The 20512-nt window shown below is 71.6% G+C and carries 21 protein-coding genes; 9 read left to right on the top strand and 12 right to left on the bottom strand.

What is annotated here, in order from left to right; genetic code table 11:
• The first annotated feature begins 21 nt into the window (after positions 1–21).
• The 3 genes from ABH941_RS25050 (at position 22) to ABH941_RS25040 (ending at position 3750) form a co-directional block, all read left to right on the top strand.
• Positions 22–1272 (top strand): arylsulfotransferase family protein, encoded by a 1251-nt coding sequence (locus ABH941_RS25050; protein WP_370131722.1) that lies wholly within the window; start codon positions 22–24, stop codon positions 1270–1272.
• A gap of 248 nt (positions 1273–1520) precedes the next feature.
• On the top strand, positions 1521–3050 hold the full coding sequence (locus tag ABH941_RS25045; RefSeq protein ID WP_134003034.1) for a UDP-N-acetylglucosamine 1-carboxyvinyltransferase: 1530 nt from the start codon (positions 1521–1523) through the stop codon (positions 3048–3050).
• Between the two features lie 112 nt (positions 3051–3162).
• Complete coding sequence (locus ABH941_RS25040) at positions 3163–3750, top strand: hypothetical protein (RefSeq protein ID WP_370131721.1); 588 nt, start codon at positions 3163–3165, stop codon at positions 3748–3750.
• Between the two features lie 16 nt (positions 3751–3766).
• Here ABH941_RS25040 and ABH941_RS25035 read toward each other — a convergent pair whose 3' ends face one another.
• Positions 3767–5299 carry an alpha/beta hydrolase gene (locus tag ABH941_RS25035; protein WP_370131720.1) on the bottom strand — a complete coding sequence of 511 codons (1533 nt, stop codon included), beginning with the start codon at positions 5297–5299 and terminating at the stop codon, positions 3767–3769.
• Between the two features lie 74 nt (positions 5300–5373).
• Here ABH941_RS25035 and ABH941_RS25030 point away from each other — a divergent pair, with 74 nt between their 5' ends.
• On the top strand, positions 5374–6312 hold the full coding sequence (locus ABH941_RS25030) for a MerR family transcriptional regulator (RefSeq protein ID WP_370131719.1): 939 nt from the start codon (positions 5374–5376) through the stop codon (positions 6310–6312).
• 12 nt (positions 6313–6324) lie between these two features.
• Here ABH941_RS25030 and ABH941_RS25025 read toward each other — a convergent pair whose 3' ends face one another.
• The 5 genes from ABH941_RS25025 to ABH941_RS25005 all read right to left on the bottom strand — a co-directional run bounded on the left by ABH941_RS25025 (position 6325) and on the right by ABH941_RS25005 (position 9253).
• Positions 6325–7065, bottom strand: coding sequence for a DUF899 domain-containing protein (locus ABH941_RS25025; protein ID WP_370131718.1), 741 nt, complete (start codon positions 7063–7065; stop codon positions 6325–6327).
• A 94-nt stretch (positions 7066–7159) separates the two neighbouring features.
• On the bottom strand, positions 7160–7678 hold the full coding sequence (locus ABH941_RS25020) for a hypothetical protein (RefSeq protein WP_370131717.1): 519 nt from the start codon (positions 7676–7678) through the stop codon (positions 7160–7162).
• A complete protein-coding gene (locus ABH941_RS25015; RefSeq protein WP_370131716.1) occupies positions 7662–8156 on the bottom strand; it encodes an RNA polymerase sigma factor in 495 nt (164 codons plus the stop codon). Before ABH941_RS25015 ends, ABH941_RS25020 begins: the two co-directional genes overlap by 17 nt.
• Positions 8157–8183: 27 nt before the next feature.
• Complete coding sequence (locus ABH941_RS25010; RefSeq protein ID WP_370131715.1) at positions 8184–8834, bottom strand: class F sortase; 651 nt, start codon at positions 8832–8834, stop codon at positions 8184–8186.
• Positions 8835–8836: 2 nt separating this feature from the next.
• Positions 8837–9253, bottom strand: coding sequence for a sortase-dependent protein (locus tag ABH941_RS25005; protein WP_370131714.1), 417 nt, complete (start codon positions 9251–9253; stop codon positions 8837–8839).
• Between the two features lie 171 nt (positions 9254–9424).
• On the opposite strand from ABH941_RS25005, the gene ABH941_RS25000 reads away from it, so the two are divergent.
• Positions 9425–10261 (top strand): maleylpyruvate isomerase family mycothiol-dependent enzyme, encoded by an 837-nt coding sequence (locus ABH941_RS25000; protein ID WP_370131712.1) that lies wholly within the window; start codon positions 9425–9427, stop codon positions 10259–10261.
• Positions 10262–10293: 32 nt separating this feature from the next.
• On the opposite strand, the gene ABH941_RS24995 is transcribed toward ABH941_RS25000, so the two are convergent.
• Positions 10294–11844 carry an MFS transporter gene (locus ABH941_RS24995; protein ID WP_370131710.1) on the bottom strand — a complete coding sequence of 517 codons (1551 nt, stop codon included), beginning with the start codon at positions 11842–11844 and terminating at the stop codon, positions 10294–10296.
• A 155-nt stretch (positions 11845–11999) separates the two neighbouring features.
• On the opposite strand from ABH941_RS24995, the gene ABH941_RS24990 reads away from it, so the two are divergent.
• Positions 12000–12743, top strand: coding sequence for a TetR/AcrR family transcriptional regulator (locus tag ABH941_RS24990; protein ID WP_370131709.1), 744 nt, complete (start codon positions 12000–12002; stop codon positions 12741–12743).
• A gap of 135 nt (positions 12744–12878) precedes the next feature.
• Here ABH941_RS24990 and ABH941_RS24985 read toward each other — a convergent pair whose 3' ends face one another.
• Complete coding sequence (locus ABH941_RS24985; RefSeq protein WP_370131708.1) at positions 12879–14885, bottom strand: glycosyl hydrolase family 28-related protein; 2007 nt, start codon at positions 14883–14885, stop codon at positions 12879–12881.
• Between the two features lie 414 nt (positions 14886–15299).
• Here ABH941_RS24985 and ABH941_RS24980 point away from each other — a divergent pair, with 414 nt between their 5' ends.
• Positions 15300–15551, top strand: a complete 252-nt coding sequence (locus ABH941_RS24980) for a hypothetical protein (RefSeq protein WP_370131707.1) — start codon at positions 15300–15302, stop codon at positions 15549–15551.
• A 13-nt stretch (positions 15552–15564) separates the two neighbouring features.
• On the top strand, positions 15565–16725 hold the full coding sequence (locus ABH941_RS24975; RefSeq protein WP_370131706.1) for a flotillin family protein: 1161 nt from the start codon (positions 15565–15567) through the stop codon (positions 16723–16725).
• Positions 16726–17002: 277 nt separating this feature from the next.
• Here ABH941_RS24975 and ABH941_RS24970 read toward each other — a convergent pair whose 3' ends face one another.
• The gene (locus ABH941_RS24970) at positions 17003–18049 is read right to left on the bottom strand and encodes a sigma-70 family RNA polymerase sigma factor (RefSeq protein ID WP_370131705.1); all 1047 of its coding nucleotides are present in this window, start codon (positions 18047–18049) and stop codon (positions 17003–17005) included.
• Between the two features lie 191 nt (positions 18050–18240).
• Between ABH941_RS24970 and ABH941_RS24965 the strand changes: the two genes are divergently transcribed.
• Entirely contained in the window at positions 18241–19251 is a 1011-nt protein-coding gene (locus tag ABH941_RS24965; protein WP_370131704.1) for a hypothetical protein, read from the top strand.
• Here the strand turns inward: ABH941_RS24965 and ABH941_RS24960 are convergent.
• From ABH941_RS24960 to ABH941_RS24950, 3 genes are read right to left on the bottom strand one after another with little or no spacing between them, the layout of a single operon-like run.
• Positions 19239–19823: a hypothetical protein gene (locus ABH941_RS24960; protein WP_370131703.1), complete on the bottom strand. Its 585-nt coding sequence runs from the start codon at positions 19821–19823 to the stop codon at positions 19239–19241. The two genes, ABH941_RS24965 and ABH941_RS24960, sit on opposite strands and share 13 nt — an antisense overlap.
• A 13-nt stretch (positions 19824–19836) precedes the next feature.
• Positions 19837–20265, bottom strand: coding sequence for an anti-sigma factor antagonist (locus tag ABH941_RS24955; RefSeq protein WP_370131702.1), 429 nt, complete (start codon positions 20263–20265; stop codon positions 19837–19839).
• A gap of 53 nt (positions 20266–20318) precedes the next feature.
• Complete coding sequence (locus ABH941_RS24950) at positions 20319–20465, bottom strand: DUF6126 family protein (protein ID WP_370131701.1); 147 nt, start codon at positions 20463–20465, stop codon at positions 20319–20321.
• Positions 20466–20512 lie beyond the last annotated feature (47 nt).

The following is a 20512-nucleotide window of genomic DNA, read 5'->3' as shown; positions in this document are numbered from 1 at the left end:
GCCGCCTCCCCAAGGATCACCATGCGCAAGAACACCTGGACCACGCCCGCCCTGACCGTCGCGGCCACCGCCGCACTCCTCGGCGGCTCGCTGCCGGTCGCCGCAGCCACAGCCTCAGCCTCAGCCTCAGCCTCAGCCACAGCAGCAGCAGCAAGCCTGCCCCTGCCGAAGTTGGCCGTCCTGACCGACACATCCGGAACCGACGGCAGCGGCGACATCTTCGTGTCGCCGTCCTCCAACAACAGCCAGTACGCCAGCGGCGTCGAGATCCTCGACCCGACCGGCACCAGGACCGTCTGGTCGCAGAAGGCACCGGCCGGCCTTCAGGACGCCGACTTCCGGAAGCAGACGTACCAGGGCAAGCCGGTGCTGACCTGGTGGCAGGGCACCGGTCTGGGCGGGCTGGCCAGCGGCGTGGACTACGTCTACAACGACCACTACCGGAAGATCGCCGAGGTCCGCGCCGGCAACGGCTACTCCGCCGACGGCCACGAGTTCCTGATCACGCCTCAGAACACCGGGCTGGTCGTCTCCTACACCGAGGCCACCGCCGACCTCACTTCCATCGGCGGCCCGGCGGACCAGAAAGTGATCGACGGGATCGTGCAGGAGATCGACATCCGCACCGGCAAGGTCCTGTTCCAGTGGAACAGCGCCGACCATGTGCCGTACGCGCAGAGCGAGCAGCCACTGCCCTCCTCGGCGAGCACTCCGTGGGACTGGTTCCACCTCAACGCCGTCAAGCTCGACACCGACGGGAACCTGCTCCTCGACGCTCGCAACACCTGGGCCAGCTACGAGGTGTCCCGGCACACCGGCCGGATCGTCTGGCAGCTCGGCGGCAAGGCGAGCTCGTTCACGTTGACGGCCGCACCCGGCCAGGAGCTCAACAGCGCCGGGACGATCTTCTCCTGGCAGCACGACCCGCAGCCGCTCGGCAACGGCCTGTACACCTTCTTCGACAACGAGTCCGCGGGTGTCGCGAACACCGGAACCGGCGCCGTCACCGAGCTGCCGTACAGCCGCGTGGTCACCGTGCGCCTGAACACCAGGACCCACCAGGCGACCCTGGTGCGCTCGACCGACCAGCCGGCGAAGCTCAGTGCCTCCTCGCAGGGGAACGCGCAGACGCTGCGCAACGGCGACCTCGTCGTCGGCTGGGGATCGCTGCCGTACGTCTCCGAGTTCAGCCGTTCCGGCGAACTGCTCTTCAACGCCGCGTTCCCCACGGGGGTGAACAGCTACCGGGCGTACCGGTTCGAATGGAAGTGACCGGTACAGCATCGCGCCCCTGCTGTATCGTCCCAGCACGCACGCCGTCGTCGGCGTCCGGGCCGAGGCCCGCGGGCAACCTGGCCACCGCGCCGCCGTCGAGCGGCGTGGTCCAGGTCAGGTGCCCGATGGGGCGACCGCTCGACATCCGGGTGACCGAGGCACCGGTCCGGCCGGATTCACCCGGACGGCCCCCTGCACGACCAGCAGAGATGCACTGCATCGCACGCGTGAGATACGTTCGTGCGGTGACCGACGACTACCTCTCCCGCATCGGCAAGCTCGTCCGTGCCGCCAGGACGCACAAGGGCTGGACCCAGACCCAGCTCGCCGTCGCCCTCGGCACCACCCAGAGCGCCGTGGCCCGCATCGAGTCCGGTGGCCAGAACATCGGCCTGGACCTGGTCGCCCGGATCGGCGAAGCGCTCGACAGCGAGATCGTCTCGCTGGGCGTCGCCGGTCCGATGAACCTGCGGGTCGTCGGCGGGCGCACCCTGTCCGGTGCCATCGACGTACGGACCAGCAAGAACGCCTGCGTGGCCCTGCTCTGCGCCTCGCTGCTGACCACCGGCCGCACCACGCTGCGCGGCGCGGCCCGGATCGAGGAGGTCTACCGCCTGCTGGAGGTGCTGGCCAGCATCGGCGTGCGGCACCGCTGGATCAACGACGGCACCGACCTGGAGATCACCCCGCCGGCCACCCTCGACCTCTCCGCCATGGACGAGGAAGCCGCCCGGCGCACCCGAAGCATCCTGATGTTCCTCGGTCCGCTGCTGCACCGCGCCGACCGCTTCGAGATCCCCTACGCCGGCGGCTGCGACCTGGGCACCCGCACCGTCCAGCCGCACCTGTCGGCGCTGCGCCACTTCGGGCTCCATGTCAGCGCCACCACCGGCACCTACCGGGCCACCGTCGACCGTGAGGTCGAACCGCAGCGTGCGATCGTGCTGACCGAGCGCGGCGACACCGTCACCGAGAACGTGCTGCTCGCCGCCGCCCGGCACCCCGGCACCACGGTGATCCGCAACGCCAGCGCCAACTACATGGTGCAGGACGTCTGCTTCTTCCTGGAGCGCCTGGGCGTGCATGTCGAGGGCATCGGCACCACCACCCTGATCGTGCACGGCCGCGCCGTCATCGACGCCGACGTCGACTACGCCCCCTCCGAGGACCCGGTCGAGGCGATGAGCCTGCTCACCGCGGCGGTGGTCACCAACTCCGAGCTGACGATCCGCCGGGTCCCGATCGAGTTCGTCGAGATCGAGCTGGCCGTCCTGGACGAGATGGGCCTGGACTGCGACCGCAGCCCGGAGTACCCGGCCGACAACGGCCGCACCCGGCTGACCGACCTCACCGTGCACCCGTCCAAGCTGACCGCCCCGGTCGACAAGATCCACCCGATGCCGTTCCCCGGCATCAACATCGACAACCTGCCCTTCTTCGCCGCCATCGCCGCCTGCGCCCACGGCTCGACCCTGGTCCACGACTGGGTGTACGAGAACCGTTCGGTCTACCTGACCGAGCTCAACCGGGTCGGCGCCCACGTCCAGCTGATGGACCCGCACCGGGTCCTGGTCGAGGGCCCCACCCGCTGGCGCGCCGCGGAGATGATGTGCCCGCCGGCGCTGCGTCCCGCCATGGTCCTGCTGCTGGCCATGCTGGCCGCCGAGGGGACCTCCGTGCTGCGCAATGTGTACGTCATCAACCGCGGCTACGAGGACCTGGCCGCCCGGCTCAACTCCGTCGGCGCCCAGATCGAGGTTTTTCGCGACATCTGATCCACCGACATCTGATCCACCGTCACCCGCCTCTGGCTGTAGGACGGTTACCGCGTCACCCTGGAGGGGACGCGGGTGCTGCCGTCCCGCGGTCGTGGGAGGTCGACGGGTGATGGCGGGTCAGGCCCGGTTGCGTGACGGCGGGATCGTCGTCATCGCGACCGTGTTCACGGTGATGACGATCGGCGTCGCCATGCTGATCACCAGGGGCCAGCGGGTCGGGGTCGTCGGCGGCCTGCCGGGGCCGACCCCGGCGGCCGTCCCCTCCGCGTCGGCCCGGCTGCTGCCGCCCCAGCCGCCCGCGCCGGGTCGCAGTGCGACCGGGTCCCTGGTGGACAACGTCCCCGCCGACTTCCACGGCACCTGGTCGGGCACCCTGGCGAACGCCGACGGATCCCGCTCCTGGGAGGACGCGGTCACGGTCCGACCCGGGCCGATCGGCGACGAGTACACCACCGAGGTGGTGCTGGACACCGCCGCGACCGGCAACCATGAGCTCTGCCCCACCGCGTGGACCCTGCTGAGCGCCGACTCCCACCAACTCACCTTCCGCAGCCGCCCGCTGTCAGGCAGCCCGCCCGACTGCCCCACCGGGGCAGCCCGGCAGACCCTCACCCGAAACACCGACGGCACCGTCACCCACACCTGGACAGACCCCTCGGCCGGAACCCTCACCGGCGTCCTGGACCAGGCATCCTGACCGACTCCCGTCCCGGTCAGGCCCGCAGATGGGTCAGGACGGACCCGATCGCCCGGCGCACCGCGTCACGGGCCGGAGCCGTATGGTCGATCGTCTCGAACCCGTGGTGCCCGAGCGGCACGTCCACCACCTCGACGGCGGCACCGGCGCCGTCCGCCGCGGCCAGGAACTCGGCGACCGTCGCCGCGATCACCGGCTGCTCCAGCTCCACCCGGGTCAGCACGATCGGCAGCCGTCCTGCCCCGCTCAGTGCGGCCGCCGGTCGGAACCGGGGCTGCCCCAGTCCCCAGTTCGGCAGCGGCGCCAGGATCGGATAGCTCGCCGCCACGCACCGCAGCCAGGCCGGGGGCGCCGCCAGCCAGTCCGCCGACAGCAGCCCACCACCGGAGAAGAACCACAGCGCGATGCGCTCGGCGTCCACCCGCGGATCGGCCCGTACCATCTCCACCGCCTCGGCGACGTCCTCGGCGGCCTGCCCGTAGTCGGCGAGGCTGTGCAGCCGGTGGTCCAGCGTCGCGCCGACCGCCCCCAGGGCCGCCACCTGGCGGGCGTAGCCGAGGAAGGTCTCCGAGTCCCGCGGGGTGGGCCGCAGTTCGGGGGAGATCGGGCCGCCGTGGACGAACACCACGGCGGAGCGGGGGTGTTCGCCGTCCTGAAGATCGTCGGGCAGATGCAGATCGACCCGGCCCATCCGCTCGCGGGGCCGTTCCCGGGGTCGCTCCGGCGCGTCCAGGAGGAAGCGGCCCAGGTGGGCGGACTGCTCGCGGACGGTCGTGGCCAGCCGGTGGCCCTCCCCCGCCGCGGCCCGGAGCAGGATCTCGGCCAGCTCGTCCGGGCAGGAGAGCATCGGCCAGTGGCCGGTGGCGAGTTCGAAGAAACCCACCCTGGGGTCGCTGAGCCCCTGGAAGCGCGGGTCGCCGAACTGCATCACGGTCTCCACCAGGGCAATGCTCGAACCGTTGGACGTACAGAGGATGCCGCTGGTCGGCAGCTTGGCACCGGCTCCGGTGAGCCGAAGCGGCTGGGTGAGCGTGCCCAGCGGCTGCGGCGCCGCGAGGCAGGTCAGCCGGGCCATCGCGTCCTCGGGGACGCCGTCCAAGCTGCCGCGCAGCGCCCACTCCTCCAGCGTCGGCGGCGGTACCCGCCAGCCGCCCCCACCCTCGCCCACCTGCTGCAGCAGCCGCTCGCGCACCGTCTGGTCGGGCACCAGGTCCAGCACCGACTCACCGTCCTGGGGGATGCCCGCGTCCAGGTGGACGATTCTCGCGATCCGCTCCGGACGCCGGTCGGTGGCGCCCAGCACCGGGTGGATGCCGGTGTCATGGCCGACGATCACCAGCTCCGGCGCGTCCACATGGTCGATCAGCTGCACCAGGTCCTCGATGTGGGTGTCCAGGTCGGTTCCGGGGTTCGCCAGATGCCGGCGGTTCCCCAGCCCGGTGAGCGTGGCCGGGAACACCTCCGCCCCCGACTCCCGCAGCCGGGCGGCGACCTCCGGCCACACCCACCCGCCGACATGACTGCCCGACACCAGCACAAACGCCGTCACGACCGCCTCCTCAGATGTCCTGCTCCCTGGGTTCACCGGTACCGTAGGAACTCCCCCTGAGGGAGGTTCAAGCCTTGTCGCCCGACGACCTGTGGAGTATCGGGGACCTCGCCGAGCAGGCCAGCGTCACCGTCAAGACCGTCCGCTTCTACTCCGACCGCGGCCTGCTGCCCGAGGCCGCCCGCAGTTCCGGCGGCCACCGCCGGTACGGACCCGAGGCCCTGGACAAGCTCCGGCTGATCCGTTCCTTGCGCAGCCTGGACCTGCCGGTCTCCGAGGTGGGCCGGATCCTGGAGCGGGAGGACGCGCTGGAGGACGCCATCGCCGGGCGGCTGCGGGAGCTCGGCTCGCAGCTGGCGGCCCTGCGCTGGCGCGAGGCCGCCCTGCACCTGCTGCGGGACTGCACCGTCGAGGAACGCGCCGACCGGCTGCGGCTGATCGGCGCCGTCGGTACGCCGCCGAGCACGGCGCCGCTGGCCCGCTTCTGGCGCTTCCTGCTGCCCGCGCGGCTCCCGGCCCGGCTGCGGGGCGCGATCATCGAGGCGGCGGTACCGCAGCCTCCCGCCGATCCGACGCCGTCACAGGTACTGGCCTTCGCCCGGCTGCATGCCCTCACCTCGGACGTCCGCCTGGGCACCGACCTCTGCCGCCCGGAGTTCCGCTGCGCCGCTGACAGCTACCGCCCGGTCGTCCTCTACGACGGACTCGGCGAGGCCTACGCCCTGGCCTCCGCGGACCTGCGGGCCCAACGGCCGCCGCAGCCGGGCGAGTCGCTCGACTGCTTCGTCGCCGCCCACGCCGCGGCGGGCGGTCTGCGGGACAGCCCCGGCTTCCGGCAGCAGCTCAGCGGCCTGCTGGTGCTGACCGCCGATCCGCTGGTCGACCGCTACTGGCAGCTGGCCGGCGAACTCACCACCCCGCCGTCCGGCCCGGCGGAGCCGACGCTCGGCTCCGCCCACGACTGGCTCCGGGCCGCGCTGGACGCCCAGCTCGCCGGAGCCGGCCGGGCCTAGCGTCGCGGGGCGCTACTCCGCGAAGGTCGGGTTGGCAGCCCTCGGCTTGTCCGAGCGGCCCTTGGGCTCCTCCCAGACCTCCTGGCGGCCGAGGGCGGTCATGTCCAGGAAGGCGTAGGAGCCGCCGAGTTGCTCGCTGCCGCGGGCGAAGGTCGAGTAGGTGTGGAAGATCGCGTCGCCGTCCCGGAGAAAGCAGCTCATTCCGGGCTGCTCCGATGGACCCTCCAGCATCCAGTCGGCGCCGGCCCGCGCCAACTCGGCCGCGTCGCGATAGTTGTACTGCACCGGTGCCACGGCCGGATCCAGCGAGACATGGAAGTCGTAGTTGAAGTCGCTGCCGTACGACGAGTACCAGGGCATCGACCAGCCCCGGCGGGCCCGGTACTTCTCGATCTTCTCCAGCGGAGTGCGCGAGACCAGGGCGAACTCGGTGTCGCGGATCCGCAGATGGGCGAGGAGCGCGTCGGGGATCTCGTCGACGCCGGCTGTGCAGCCGGAGCAGGCGTCCTCCCAGGCCGGGTCGAACATCACATGCTGGACGATCAGTTGACGGGCGTCGCCGAACAGGTCGGCCAGTCCGACCGGTCCGTGCGCCGACTCGAAGGTGTACTGCTTGTCGATCCTGACCATCGGCAGCCGCCGACGGTCGGCGTTCAGCGCGTCCCGCGCCCTGGTGAACTCCTTCTCCCTGACCAGCAGTTCCTTGCGGGCGTCCAGCCACTGCTCGCGGGTGACGATCTCCGGCAGACTCATGGTGCTGCACCTCTCTGCTGACTGCTTCTGCAGAGTGGGACCGGGCCGGAGCCCGGAACTCATCGGTCTGTTCGGCGATCGGCGGCCGGAGTCGCTATCGGCTGGCGCTCGGCGAGGGTGAACTGCTGTGCCCGGCGGACGTGGCGGAGGCGGTGGACAGCGCCGACGGGGACGTCCCCGAAGCCGCCGAGGCCGCCGCGCCGGAGCCTGTGCGGGACGTCGGCACCGAGGTCGCCCGGATGGGCCGGCGCGTCTGCGACGGCGCCGAGGTCGGCGCCGCCGACACGGAGGCCTCCTGGCGTGGGTCCCGGGTCGGCGACGGCGACGGCGAGGACGACGCCGGGCCGGTTACGGCCGCCGGTGGCGCGGCCGGGACCACCCGCACCGGGACGACCCGGTTGCCGGAGAGCAGCAGCGGCGTGACCACCGCGGCGGCGACAGTCAGCACCAGCCCGCCGCCGGCCGCCGTGCGCCGACGGCGGCGACGCGCCGCGCTGCGGCGGATCTGCTCGAACGCGCCGGGGGGCGGCAGCAGGACCACCGGACCGGACCCGATCAGCGCCGACAGATCGTCGTCACGCTCCTCGTCCGGCTCCTCAATGGGTGTGATCAAGGTGTCCCCCCAGCCTGCTGCGCAGTAGTTCCCGTGCCGCGTGGAGATCGGCCTTGACTGTCCCTTCCTTGCGCCCCGTCAGCACAGCCACCTCCCGGATCGGCAGATCAGCGTAGTAGAACAGCAGCACCGGGGTGCGCAGCCGCAGCGGGAGCGACTGGACCAGCAGCCGGACCGAGGGGTCGGCGCCCTCGCGCGACTGCCCGTTCACCACGGCCTCCGCGGTCACCCGGCGCATCGCCCGCCGCTCCCGCTCCAGCCTGCGCCAGTGGTCGCGGACCAGATTGGCTGCCGTGACGTAGAGGAAGCCGCGCGGCTCGTCCACGTTGGTCCAGCGCGCCCACAGCCGGGTGAACGCCTCCGCGGCGATCTCGTGGGCGGTGCCGTCGTCGTCGGTCAGACGACGGCACCACCCGGCGAGAGCCGGGTAGAGGGCAGCGAACAGCTCGGACGCCGCGGTGTCCTGTGACCGGCTCAACGCTCTCCATGGGTCGTGTGGTGCGGGTTACTGCTCGGAGCTCAGCGCGGCGTAGACCACCACGTTGTCGAGGTAGCCGTTCCCGGCGCTGTTCCTCGGGCCGCCGCAGGTGATCAGACGCAGTTCCGGGCGGCTGACGTTCCCGTACACGGCAGCTGTCGGGAAATCCGCCTTGGCGACCGTCTGCACCCGGTACACGGTGAAGACCGCCGACTTGCCGTCCTGCAGCCGCGCGACCACGCGGTCGCCCTGCCTGAGCCGGGAGAGGTGCAGAAAGACGCCGTCGCCGTACTGACCGACCGTGACATGGGCCAGGATCACCGAGGGGCCGACCTGGCCCGGCGTCGGGGAGCCCTGGTACCACCCGGCCGGGGCGTGCGCCTCGATCGGCGGCACCTGCACGCTTCCGTCCGAGGCCAGGCCGAGCCGCATCACCGAGGTGTCGACCCCAATGCCGGGGATCTGCAGCCGGACCGGGACCGACGCGGCGAGCGCCTGCGGCGCCGTCGAGGACGGTGCGGCGGACGGTATCGCGCTCGACGCCGTCGAAGCGGACCCGGCCGTGGACGGGCCCCCCGAGGACGCCGTCCGCACCGCCGTCGATCCGCTGCCGCAACCGGACACCAGCAGCGCCGCGACCACGGCGGCCAGCAGGACCCGCACGTTCTTCGTCGGCAAGATCAGCCCTGGGCCCTGGTCCGACGGCGCATCAGCACCACACCCGCCCCGCCGACCAGGATCGCGCCGGCCGCCGCCGCACCGGTGACCGCGGCCGTGTCGCCACCACCCTGGGACGCCACCGGGGCCACCCCGGTGTCCGGCGCACCCTTGGGCACGGTACGGACCTGGCCCGCCGACGCGGCGGCCCTCGGCGGCTGGGTCGGCCTGGCCGACGGGACGGCGGTGGCGTCCCGGGTGGGGCTCGGAGCCGCAACGGCGGCGGCACTCGGGCTCGCCGAGACGGTCGGCGACGCCGTCGCGGCGGCGGCGTTCGCGGACCCCGCGCCGACCAGTACCGCGGCGCAGGCGAGGAACGCGGCAGTGAGGACCGCGGTACGACCGGTACGAGCTGAACGAGTTGAACGAGCTGTACGCATGAACGGCTTCTCTCTCGTCGGCCCGGCCCGCCGTGGTGGCGTGCGCCGGGCTGCGTTGCTGAACGGGAGGAGAGACGACACAGCCCGGGGACAGGTTGTAAAGAGATGGCAAAGTCCTTGGAGCACCAAACCCTGGACAGCGCGCCGCCCGCTGGTCCACGCTTCTCCGTCATGACCACCCCGACGGCCACCCCACCGCCAGCACCCCGGCAGCTGTACGAGTCGATCAGCGCGACCGCGGCGGACATCGCCGCGCTGCTGACCTCCGGCGCCGACCCGGCGACCCGCATCCCCCGCTCCACCTGGAGCGTCGGGGAGGCCGCGGCACACCTCGCGCTGGCCAACGAGCTGATGGCGGAGCTGGCGGCGGGCATCGACCGCCCCTACGGCGACGGGACCCCGGAGAGCCTGGCCGCAGCCAACGCCGAGTCGCTGGCCGAGTTCACGGAACGCGATCCCGCGGTCCTGGCCGGGGCCGTGGTCGCACAGGCGCAGGCCTTCGTCACCGCCGCCACCGCCGCCACCGCTGCTGCCGAGCGCCCCGGCGACCTGCCGCTGGTGACACCCATGGGTCCGCTGGACCTGGACACGCTGGGGTCCTACCTGCTGACCCATATGCTCGGCCACGGCTGGGACCTGGCCCGGGCGCTGCGCCGACCGCACATGATCGACCGTCAGCGGGTGGAGCTGTGCCTGCCGTTCCTGATCACGGCGATGCCCCGGGTGCTCGACCACCGGACGGTCGGCCGACTGAGCGCCACCTACGAGCTGCGGCTGCGCGGCGGCGGCCCCCGGTTCAGCGCCGCCTTCGACGAGGGCGCGCTCACCGTCACCGAGGGCGCACCGCCGCGCCGGGACTGCACCATCGTCACCGAGCCGGTGACCTTCCTGCTCATCGCCCTGGGGCGGTGCTCCCCCTGGGGCGCGATGGCCCGCGGCGGGATCCTCGCCTGGGGACGCAGGCCGCAGCTCGCCCCCGCCTTCCCCGGCTACTTCCGCGCGCCCTGAACCACCCCGAATGAACCACCCCGAAGCCGGGCTCAGACGCTCGCGGGTTCCACCGCCGGCTCAACCGCGCGCTCAACCGCGTCGCGCTCGGGCTTGCCGTTGCGCATCAGCACCAGCGCCAGCACGGCCGCGACCAGGACGCCGCAGGCGCCGACCACGAAGCCGGCGGACATCGCGGAGGTGAAGGCCTCCCGGGCGGCTGTGGCCAGCGCACTGTCCCCCGTGCTCGCGGCCAGGGACAGCGCGACGGAGACCGAGTGGCGTGCGCCCTCGGGGGCCGAGGCGGGCATGGAGCCGGTGAAGGTGCTGGAGAGGACGGTGCCCAGGACGGCGACCCCCAGCGCGGCCCCGGCCTGCTGAACGGTGTCGTTGAGAGCCGAGCCGACCCCGGCGTGCTCGGTGGGGATCGCGCTCATCAGGGCCGTGGTCGCAGCCGGCATCGCCAGCCCGGCGCCGGCGCCGATCAGCATCATGCCCAGGGCCACCGTCCCGAAGCCGGCGTGAGCCGAAAGCGTGGTCAGCGCGCCGAAACCGGCGGCGATCACCAGGAGCCCGGCGACGGTGATGGTGCGGTTGCCGATCTTCGCGCCCAGGGTGGCGCCGAGGGAGTTGAAGACCAGCGCGGCGACGGCCAGCGGGGCGAAGGCCACCCCGGTCCGCACGGCCGAGTAGCCCAGGACGAACTGCAGGTACTGGGTCAGCACCAGCATCAGCCCGCCGTTGGCGAAGGTCACCAGGACCAGCGAGAAGCTGGAGGCGCTGAACACCCGGTTGCGGAACAGGCTCAGCGGGGCCATCGGGGACTCGACCCGGGTCTCCCAGACCCCGAAGCAGACCAGGCTCACCAGCGTCACCCCGACGCCCGCCAGAATGCCCGGACGGGTCAGCCCCTCCCGCGCCGCCTCGATGATCGTCCAGACCAGCGCGGTCATGCCCACCATCGACAGCGCCATGCCCAGCGGGTCGGCCTTGCGCCACGGTCCCTTGGACTCGGGCATCAGCACGACCGCGGCCACGATGGCGACGGCGGCGACCGGAACGTTCATCAGGAAGATCGCGCCCCAGGAGAAGTGGGCGATCACCACCCCGCCGACCACCGGGCCGCCGATCAGGCCGATCATGGACGCCCCACCCCAGATCGCGAAGGCCTTGCGCAGTTCCTCGGCGTCGAACACGGTCATCAGGATGGACAGCGTGCTGGGCATCACCAGGGCACCGCCGACTCCCATCAGCACCCGCCCGGCGATCAGTTCACCCGGGCTCGCGGCGAAGGCCGCCAGCAGCGAGGCGCCCCCGAAGAGCGAGAGCCCGATGATCAGCATCCGCCGGCGGCCGAAGCGGTCGGCCAGGCTGCCGGCGGTGAGCAGCATCCCGGCGAAGACCAGGATGTAGGAGTCGATGATCCACTGGATGTCCTGGGCGCTCGCCTTCAGGCTGTCCGCGATGGTCGGGACCGACACCGTCAGCACCATGTTGTCGATGACCAGCACCAGTGCGCTGAGGCAGAGCACCGCCAGGATCACCCAGCGGCGCGGGTTGCGCGCCGCTTCCTGTGCTCCGTGCGCTTCCTTCGTCATTTCCATGACCGAACCCCTCCGAAAGTGTGACCGCACAGCGTGCGGTTCTTCGCACACTGTTCGCTACTCCGCACACTGTACGGTCACCGCACAGTGTGCGCAAGGGCGTACGCTGTGCGGCAGCAGTCGTTGGAAAGCAAGCGGACAGACGAGGAGGCGGCATGTCGGCCGACCAGCAGGGGCTTCCATCGGTATGGACCCGTCCGCAGCGATCACGCCGGGACCAGCCGGCGCTCAGCCGGGACCAGATCGTGGCGGCGGCCATGGAACTACTGGACGCCGAGGGCATCGAAGCCCTGAGCATGCGCAAGCTCGGCACCCGGCTGAACGCCGGCGCCACCTCGATGTACTCGCATGTGACCAACAAGGACGAACTGATCGAGCTGGTCGTGGACCAGGTCTACGGCGAGATCAGCCTGGCCGGCCTCGACGGGTCCACCGACTGGCGCACGGCCGTGACCCGGCTCGCCCACGGCCTGCGGGAGGGATTCCTGCGGCACCCCTGGATCGTCTCGGCGCTCGGCCAGGTGGGCATGGCCTCCCTCGGTCCGAACCTGCTGCGGCTGTCCGAGGCGCTGCTGGGCGTGTTCGAGGAGGCCGGCTACCCGCTGCAGGCCGCCGAGCAGGGGATGAACACGGTCAGCGCCTATGTGATCGGCGTGGCCTCGACCGAGGCGGCCTGGCTGACCCTGCTCGCCCGCAGCGGTCAGAGTCAGCAGGAGTGGGTGGAGCGCTTCTGGCCGGCCGCCGAGCAGGCGGTCCAGGGGCATCCGCGGCTGCGCAGGCTCTACGCGGAGCAGCGCCAGGGCTTCGACGCCGACAGCAGCCGGGGCGACAGCTTCGACGAGGGGCTCGCCTGCATCCTCGACGGCCTGGAGGCCCGGCTGCGACGCTCGGCCGACTGACTGACCGACCGACTGACCGACCGACTGACCGACTGACCGACTGACGCATGACGACACGACGGCGGCACACACAAGGGCCCCGACCTGCCCGGCGACAGGTCGGGGCCCTTGCGGCACATGGCTACTGACGCCGCGTCACCAGGGTGACGGCGCCGGTGGCACGACGACCGTCGGACGGTCGTCGCAGGTGATGGTGTTGGGCAGTTCCCAGGGGGCCAGCCAGGGCCCGGTGGTGCCGCCGCCGGTGTTGCCGCCGAGGTCGGTCAGTGAGAACTCCGACCCGGCGGCGGTGAAGTGGAACGATCCGCAGTTGTTGACGCCGACCGCGCCGACATTGCGGGCGACCACGTTCTGGAAGGTCGCGGACCCGGCCGTGCGGGCGCTGACCACATCGGTGCCGGTGCCGTCGACCTTGATGTCCTTGAAGTGGACGTTGGTGATGGAGTACTGGTCCTTCACCGGGAAGTCGGTGACCAGCATGATCGCGTCATAGGTGTTGTCGAGGAAGTTGTCCCCGGTCACTTCGATGTCCGCGTTGATGTTCTTCTCCAGCGCGTAGAACCAGATGGCCCCCAGGCCGATCTTCCAGTTCAGCTCGAAGGTCCCGGCCCTGACCGTGGTGTTCCCGGTGATCCAGAGGTGTCCGGTGAACGCCTCGGCGCCGAAGCGGGAGCCGACCTGGATGCCGCTGCCCTCCCGGATCGGGTCGGCGACCAGGTTGTCGGACACGGTGTTGTCGGTGCCGCCGTAGATCGCGATGCCGTTGGCGAGCACCGGGGTCTGGACGGTGTTGTGGTCGAAGGTGTCGTTGGCGTCCTCGGTCTTCTCGGACCACATGGCCAGGCCGTCGTCACCGGTGTTGCGGATGAAGTTGTTCGACACGACCGAGTTGGTGACCCCGGTGTGGAAGTTGATGCCGTCGGCGATCTGGTCGACGATCGTGTTGCCGCTGATCCTGAGGTTGGTCATCGGGCCGTCGAACCACATCCCCACCTTGGTGTGCTGGATGTAGAGGCCGTCGATGGTGGAGTTGCTCAGCGCGCCGCCGATGCCGTTCACCTGGTCGGTGTCGATGCGCTCGCGGACATCGCCCTCGATCGCGAAACCAGAGAGATGGACGTTGCTGCTGCCTCCGACCGAGGCGTCCTTGCCGTAGAAGCCGACGCCGGTGTGGACCGAACCGTCCGGGGCCGGGGTGCTGAGGGTGACCTGGTGGCCCTTGATGACGGTGTACCAGTTGCCGGCGCCCTCGATGGTGACGTTGTCGACGATGATGTGGCGGTTCACCTGGTAGGTGCCCGGCGGGAGGTACACCTTGAGGTGGGTCCGCTGGGCGAAGGCGATGGCCCGGTCGATGGCGTCGGCCGAGTCGCGCCGCCCGGTCGGGTCGGCGCCGAAGGCCAGCACATCGGCGGCGATCAGGTCGACCTTGGGCGGGGCGACCAGTTGGGAGTCCATCAGGTCGATGACGGTGGACGAGGCGTCGCTCCCGGCGGGCACCGCCAGCCGGATCCGGTCACCGGCGTGGTAGGTGCGGCCGAGCAGCAGCCGTTGCTCGTCGTAGAAGTGGTTGGGACGGAACGGGGTGGTGATCACCGGGGTCGGCGTGGTCTGGCTCGGCACGCAGGAGCACTCGGTGATCCACCAGTCCGGGTGCAGCAGGCCCGCGTTGGGGTCGTTGGAGAACGGGTACTGGTTGTAGAGCCAGGCGTACTGCGAGGTCAGCGTCATGGTGGTGCGGCTCTTGCCGTTCACCGAGACGTCCAGCGGGGCGGTGATGCCGCCGCCGGTCGGCGCGTCGGGGATGCTGTAGCGGACATTGATCGCATTGGCCGAAGCGGGCAGGGTGAACTCGACGTACTGACCCGGCTTCAGGCTGACCGCCGAGCGGCCGGACGCCTCGGCCGCAAGGGTGTAGGCGTCCGTGCCCGGGCCGATCACCGTGCCGTCGGTGGCGGCCTTCTCGGCCTCCTGCTCGACGAAGCCCACGGTGGCGCCGGCGCCGGCCACCAGCGCCGGGTCGAGCGCCGCGCGGGTGACCGCAGGGGTGCCGGCTGAACTGCCCGAACCGGCCGAACCGGCCGAACTCGCAAAGGCGGTGCCGCCGGGGGCGACACCGAGTCCCACAACGGCAGCGGTCACCGCTGCCACCGCCAACGCGGCCCTGATCGGTGGTCCGGCGGATCGCCCGGCTCGCCTTGCTGCGGCCCTGGTAGTGCTCCGTGACATCGGATGCTCATTTCTCGCGCGCGAGTGAACGGTGGAGCGGACGCGTTGAGGGTGAGGCGACAGTAGGGCCGCGGCACGGCGAGCCACAAGGCTCATGCGGAATATTTTCGTAGTCCTGCCGACAAACTTCGGACTCTTCTTGATTTCTTGCACTGCCTTCGTCAGGGCACTCCGCGGGCCCCGGGGCGGTGTGCGCGCCTTCCACAACGGGGAGAACGGGGCTGGGAATGTGGGTCGCACAACGGCCTTGCGGAGGATGGGCCGCTGATCGGATGTAGCGCTAGGGTCAGGAATCAGACACAGGATCGACATAGGGGGCAGCTTCGGATGGCGCCGGACGAGGACGTGGTCGGCTGCATCGGGGTGCTGCTGGTGCACACCCGCGGGGCAGCCGGACCCGGCGAGGTCCTGGTGCGGGTCAGGGGCGGCTCCGAGGCCTTCCTCGCCTGGTCGGCAGAGCCTCTGCCGAAGGGGGCTCCGGTCCTGGTGATCGAGTCCCGCGGCAGCCGCCAGGTCGATGTCATCGCATGGGCAGATCCGTTGGACGCGTTGACCGGCGACGCCGGCGACGCCGGTTGAGGAGACATGAAGGATGTTCGGTTACAGGGTTCCCGCCCCCGACGAGGCGATGCTGATCTCCGGTGGCAGGCGCGGCATGGGGGACGCGCCGTTCCGCGTGGTCACCGGACACGGGGCGTTCGTGCTCCCGGTGTTCCGGAAGACGCGCTTCCTGACCCTGGCGATGTGCGAGGCGGAGGTCGCCGAGACCTGCGTGACCCGCCAGGGCATCGCGCTGACGGTGAAGGCGGTGATCGCCTTCAAGGTCGGCAACGACAAGGAGAGCATCGTCAACGCCGGCCAGCGCTTCCTCTCCGACCAGGACCAGATGTCGATCCTGACGGGTCGGATCTTCGCCGGTCACCTGCGCTCCATCATCGGCTCGATGACGGTCGAGGAGATCGTGACGGAGCGCCAGAAGCTGGCCTCCGAGGTCCTGGAGACCTCCAAGACCGAGATGGGGACGATCGGCCTGACCGTCGACTCGCTGCAGATCCAGTCGATCGACGACGGCCAGACCGGCTACATCGCCGCCATGGCCGCCCCGCACAAGGCCGCCATCCAGCGGCAGGCCCAGATCGCCCAGGCGATGGCCACCCAGCAGTCGGTCGAGGCGCAGCAGGCCGCCGAGCGGAACCAGGCCGAGTACGCCCGGCAGACCGCGGTGGTCCGGGCGCAGTACTCCGCCGAGGTGGACCGCGCCCAGGCCGAGGCCGCCCAGGCCGGCCCGCTGGCTCAGGCCCACGCCCAGCAGGAGGTGCTCACCGCGCAGACCGAGCTGGCCCAGCGGGCCGCCGAACTGCGCCAGCAGCAGCTGGTGGCCGAGATCGTGAAGCCCGCCGAGGCCGAGGCCGAGCGGATCAGGGTGCTCGCCCTGGCCGAGGCCAACCGGATGAAGATCCAGGCCGAGGCCGCCGCCTCGTACGACCGGGTGGCACTGGACCGGATGCTGATCGACCAGCTGCCGCAGATCGTCAAGGAAGCAGCGGCCGGCCTCCAGGGCGCCAACGTCAATGTGCTCAACGGCGCCGACGGCCTGGGCGAGATCGCGGCAGGACTGGTCGGCCAGGGGCTGACCATCCTGGACTCGGTCCGGCAGAACCTCGGCACCTCCAGCCGTGCCGAGAAGGAGGAGCGGGACAGCCGCGACGGCCAGGGCCCGCGCCCGCTGACCGGCCGCGTCGAGCTGGACTGACGACGGGCTGGACTGACGACCTCGGTCCCGCGCGCCGGATCGAGCCGCCCCGGGCATGCACCGATGAGCCCGGGACGCTCCGGGGGTCTGTCCCGGTATGGACAGTCCCCGATGGCTGCTGTGCGATGTCAGCGCACTGACCGACCCCGGCCTCGGCGATCTCGGCGCGCTCGCCCGGCTGCAGCTCGCGGCCCGTCGGAGCGGCCGCGAGCTACGCCTGGTCGGGGCGGGCGAGCGGCTGCGCGAGCTGATCGCCCTGGCCGGCCTCGCGGAGGAGCTACCCCTGCTGACCCGGCCCGGCCTGGTCCAGCCCGGCCTGCTCCAGCCGCGGGGGCAGCCCGAACAGCGGGAACAGTGCCTCGGTGTCCAGGAAGCTGTTCAGCCCGACGATCCGACCGGCTGAGATCTCCAGCACCTGCAGCGCCCACGGCGCATGGCCGCCGTCCGGGCTCGGCCGGTACTGCCCGAACGCCGGCGCGCCGTTGGCGACCACCGGTATCAGCCGCGAATCCCGGCAGCCGTGGCCCGGGCCCAGCATCCAGCCGCAGATCTCCTCCTGCCCGCGCAGCCACATCGCGAAAGGAGGCATCGACAGCACGGCGTCCTCGTGCAGCAGCCGTACCAGCCCCTCCATGTCGTAGCTCTCGAAGGCCCGGACGTAGCGGGCCAGCAGCGCCGCCTGCTCGTCGTCCAGCGGGCGGACCGGGTCGGTGGCCGCGGGCTCGCAGGCCGCCAGTGTCGACCTGGCCCGCTGCAGCGCGCTGTTCACCGAGGCCGTGCTGGAGCCGAGGAGTTCGGCGACCTCGTTCGCATGCCAGCCGAGCACCTCACGCAGGATCAGCACGGCCCGCTGCCTGGGAGCGAGCCGCTGCAGCGCGGCGACGAACGCCAGCCGCACGGACTCCCGCTGGGCGGCCACCTCCGCCGGGTCGGCCGCCTCGGCCACCACCCGGCCGTCGGGGACCGGGCCGATCCAGGTCACCTCGGGAAGGACCGTCTCCGAGGCCGTCGCGACCGTGACCGGGCCGCCCAGATCCATCGGCCTGGCCCGGTTGCTGCGCCCCTTCAGCGCGTCCAGGCAGACATTGGTGGCGATCCGGTACAGCCAGGAGCGCAGCGAGGAGCGGCCCTCGAAGCGCTCGTGCCCGCGCCAGGCACGGACCATGGTCTCCTGCACCGCGTCCTCGGCCTCGAAGACCGAGCCGAGCATCCGGTAGCAGTAGCCGGTCAACTCCCTGCGGAACCGTTCGAGCCGGAGCTCGAGCGGCTCCTCGAGGGCAGCGATGTCCTCGGCGGTGGACGTCGTCGTCAATGGCTCCGCCATGGGACCACCCCTGTCTGTCTCGGTCCGATGTGCCGGTGCGACGAACGTATACCCGGCCACTGACAACGGCCGCCCGGTCGGAGCCCGTAGCCGACTGTTGCCCACCCGTGACGCAGGCCACACGAATGCCGGACGTTCCTGGCCCACTCTCTAACTGCGCACACGCCGCACACATCTTCGGAGGATCCCTGATGCACGCTCACCGCACTGCCGCCGTCGCACTCACAGCTGCGGTCACCGGGAGCGCGCTGCTGTTCACCGGGTGCGCAGCCGTCACCCGGACCTCCGTCGCCGTCGCGCCCGCGACCCCGTCCTCGTCGTCGTCAGCCGCCGCCTCGGCTGCTCCGATCGCCTCCGCCTCGGCCTCCGCCTCGGCCGCTGCCCTCAACGGCACCGCCGGCAACCGGCTGACCATCAGCAACGGCACCACCAAGGTGGTGATGAACGGCACCGTGGTCGACTTCGGCACCGTCGTCCGGGATCTCGCCTGGTCCCCGGACGGCAGCAGGGCCGCCTTCATCGACGGGGCCGGAAACCTGGACACGGCCAACGCCGACGGCAGCGGGCGCGTCCTGGTCGCGCGCGGCCCCAGCGGCGAGAACTGGTCGCACCCGGCCTGGCGGGTCGCCAAGGCCGACAGCCAGCTCGGCAGCCCCGCCATCAACAAGATCCTCTTCGCCGCCTCCCGGGGCGGGACCGTGCTGCTGAAGCAGGTGCCCACAACCGGCGGCACCCCGACCCCGCTGTCCATCCCCGCGACCGACGGCGAGGGCGGCTCCAACGGCAACCCACTGCCGCAGACCGGGAACGCCTGGCCGGCCACCGGCGGAAAGTACGCCACCGTGATGTACGCCAACAGCGGCGCCGGCAGCGTCTACCTCCGCGACGACAACATCCGCACCTCGGCCGCCAAGCTGAGCGCCGGGTCCGAGCCCGCGATCTCCGCCGACGGCGCATCAGCCGTCTTCGTCCGCTCCGTCGGCGGCCACGACCACCTGTTCGAGGAGTCGATCCAGGGCGACCGGGTCGCCAGGGACATCACCCCGAACGCCACCACCGACTACACCGAGCCCGCCTGGTCACCGGACGGCCGCACCATCGCCGCCCGCACCCCCGCCGGCATCGCCACGCTCCCGGCCGACGGCTCCGCCGCGCCGACCCTGGTCTCCTCCTGGACCGGCCTGCCCGCCTACCGGGGCTGAGCCGCCAGTTCCGCCTCCAGCTCCGGGAGGTGCGACGCGGCGTCCTCGTGCGGCAGGAACTCCACCACGTCCAGGAAGCGGAACAGCACCTGGGTGCTGGTCACCGCGTACTCGTAGTCGCCGAAACCGACCACCGCGCCGGTGCCGCCACGTGCGGCGCCGCGGACCACATGGGCGGTCAGCTCGTCCGGCTGCGCCGCCGAGAATCCGCGCCTGGCGTTGGGCCGGGCCAGATAGGGGCAGACCATCGAGGCGTACAGCATGCAGGCCCGGTGCCCCGGCCCCTCCATGGTCGGGGCGAGATTGCGGTACGGACGACCCGCCGCCAGCGCCTCGGCGATCGCGGCGCTCTCGGTGGCGCCGACGACCCGCCACACCGGCCCCCTGGGCATCAGCGTGTTGCAGACCGAGCACAGCCGCCCGTTGGCGCAGTCGGCCTGCCGCCGGTAGTCGGTGAGCGCGAACTGCGGCTGCCCGTCCTCCCAGGGAGTGATCGCGGGCACCGGATAGCCCCGCGGATCACGGGGTCTGGCCCTGACGGACGAGGGCATCGGGACGGCATCGAAGCGCACAGCCCGAGCCTACTCAGCCGCGCGCCTGCTCCAGCCACCCCGCGCTGCGCCAGTTCTGGTGGCCGCCCTGGTGCTCCGCCTCCGAACGCGCCTGCTCGGACGCGGTGGCGGGGTGCGCGGCCAGCGCCGACTCCAGGTCCGGATGGACCGGCAGGCCCTGCAGCTCGGGTATCAGCGCACTGCCCTCGCCCGTGGGCAGCGCCGCCAGCTCCAGCGTCCGCTGCTGCACGGCCAGCCGCAGCACCGCGGCCGCCACCGCCGCCTGGCCCTGCGGGGACCAGCCGAGCAGCGCCTTCAGGTCCACGATCAGCGGGCCGGTGCCGCGTGCCAGCGCCCAGCCGACCGCGCCGGCGAAGCGCGGCACCGACTCGGCGCCGAGGTACCCGGAGACCGCCAGCACGCCGACCGAGGGGCCGTCCTGGAAATGCCACTGGATCGTCATGGGGGCCTCCGGCGCAGGTGGGGGACTTGTTGGGAGAGCTGTTCCGTGCTGCTTCAGCGGTTCCGGCCGCCGAAGTAGAACAGCAGCATCACGAAGCCGGCGAACACATGGAAGCCAATCACATAGATGCCGGCCCGGATCCAGACCCCCTTGCTGGCCTGCCGTCCACCGCCCTCCGAGCCGTCGTCCTGAACGCTCATGGCGATAGTCCCTGCTGGTCTCCCGGAGTGCTCCTGACTGTCGAGCC

It is taken from the genome of Streptacidiphilus sp. EB103A (assembly GCF_041261405.1).
Lineage (GTDB): Bacteria > Actinomycetota > Actinomycetes > Streptomycetales > Streptomycetaceae > Streptacidiphilus.
The sequence above is the reverse complement of the archived record's forward strand: the minus strand, read 5'-3'. Positions and strand labels throughout refer to the sequence as shown.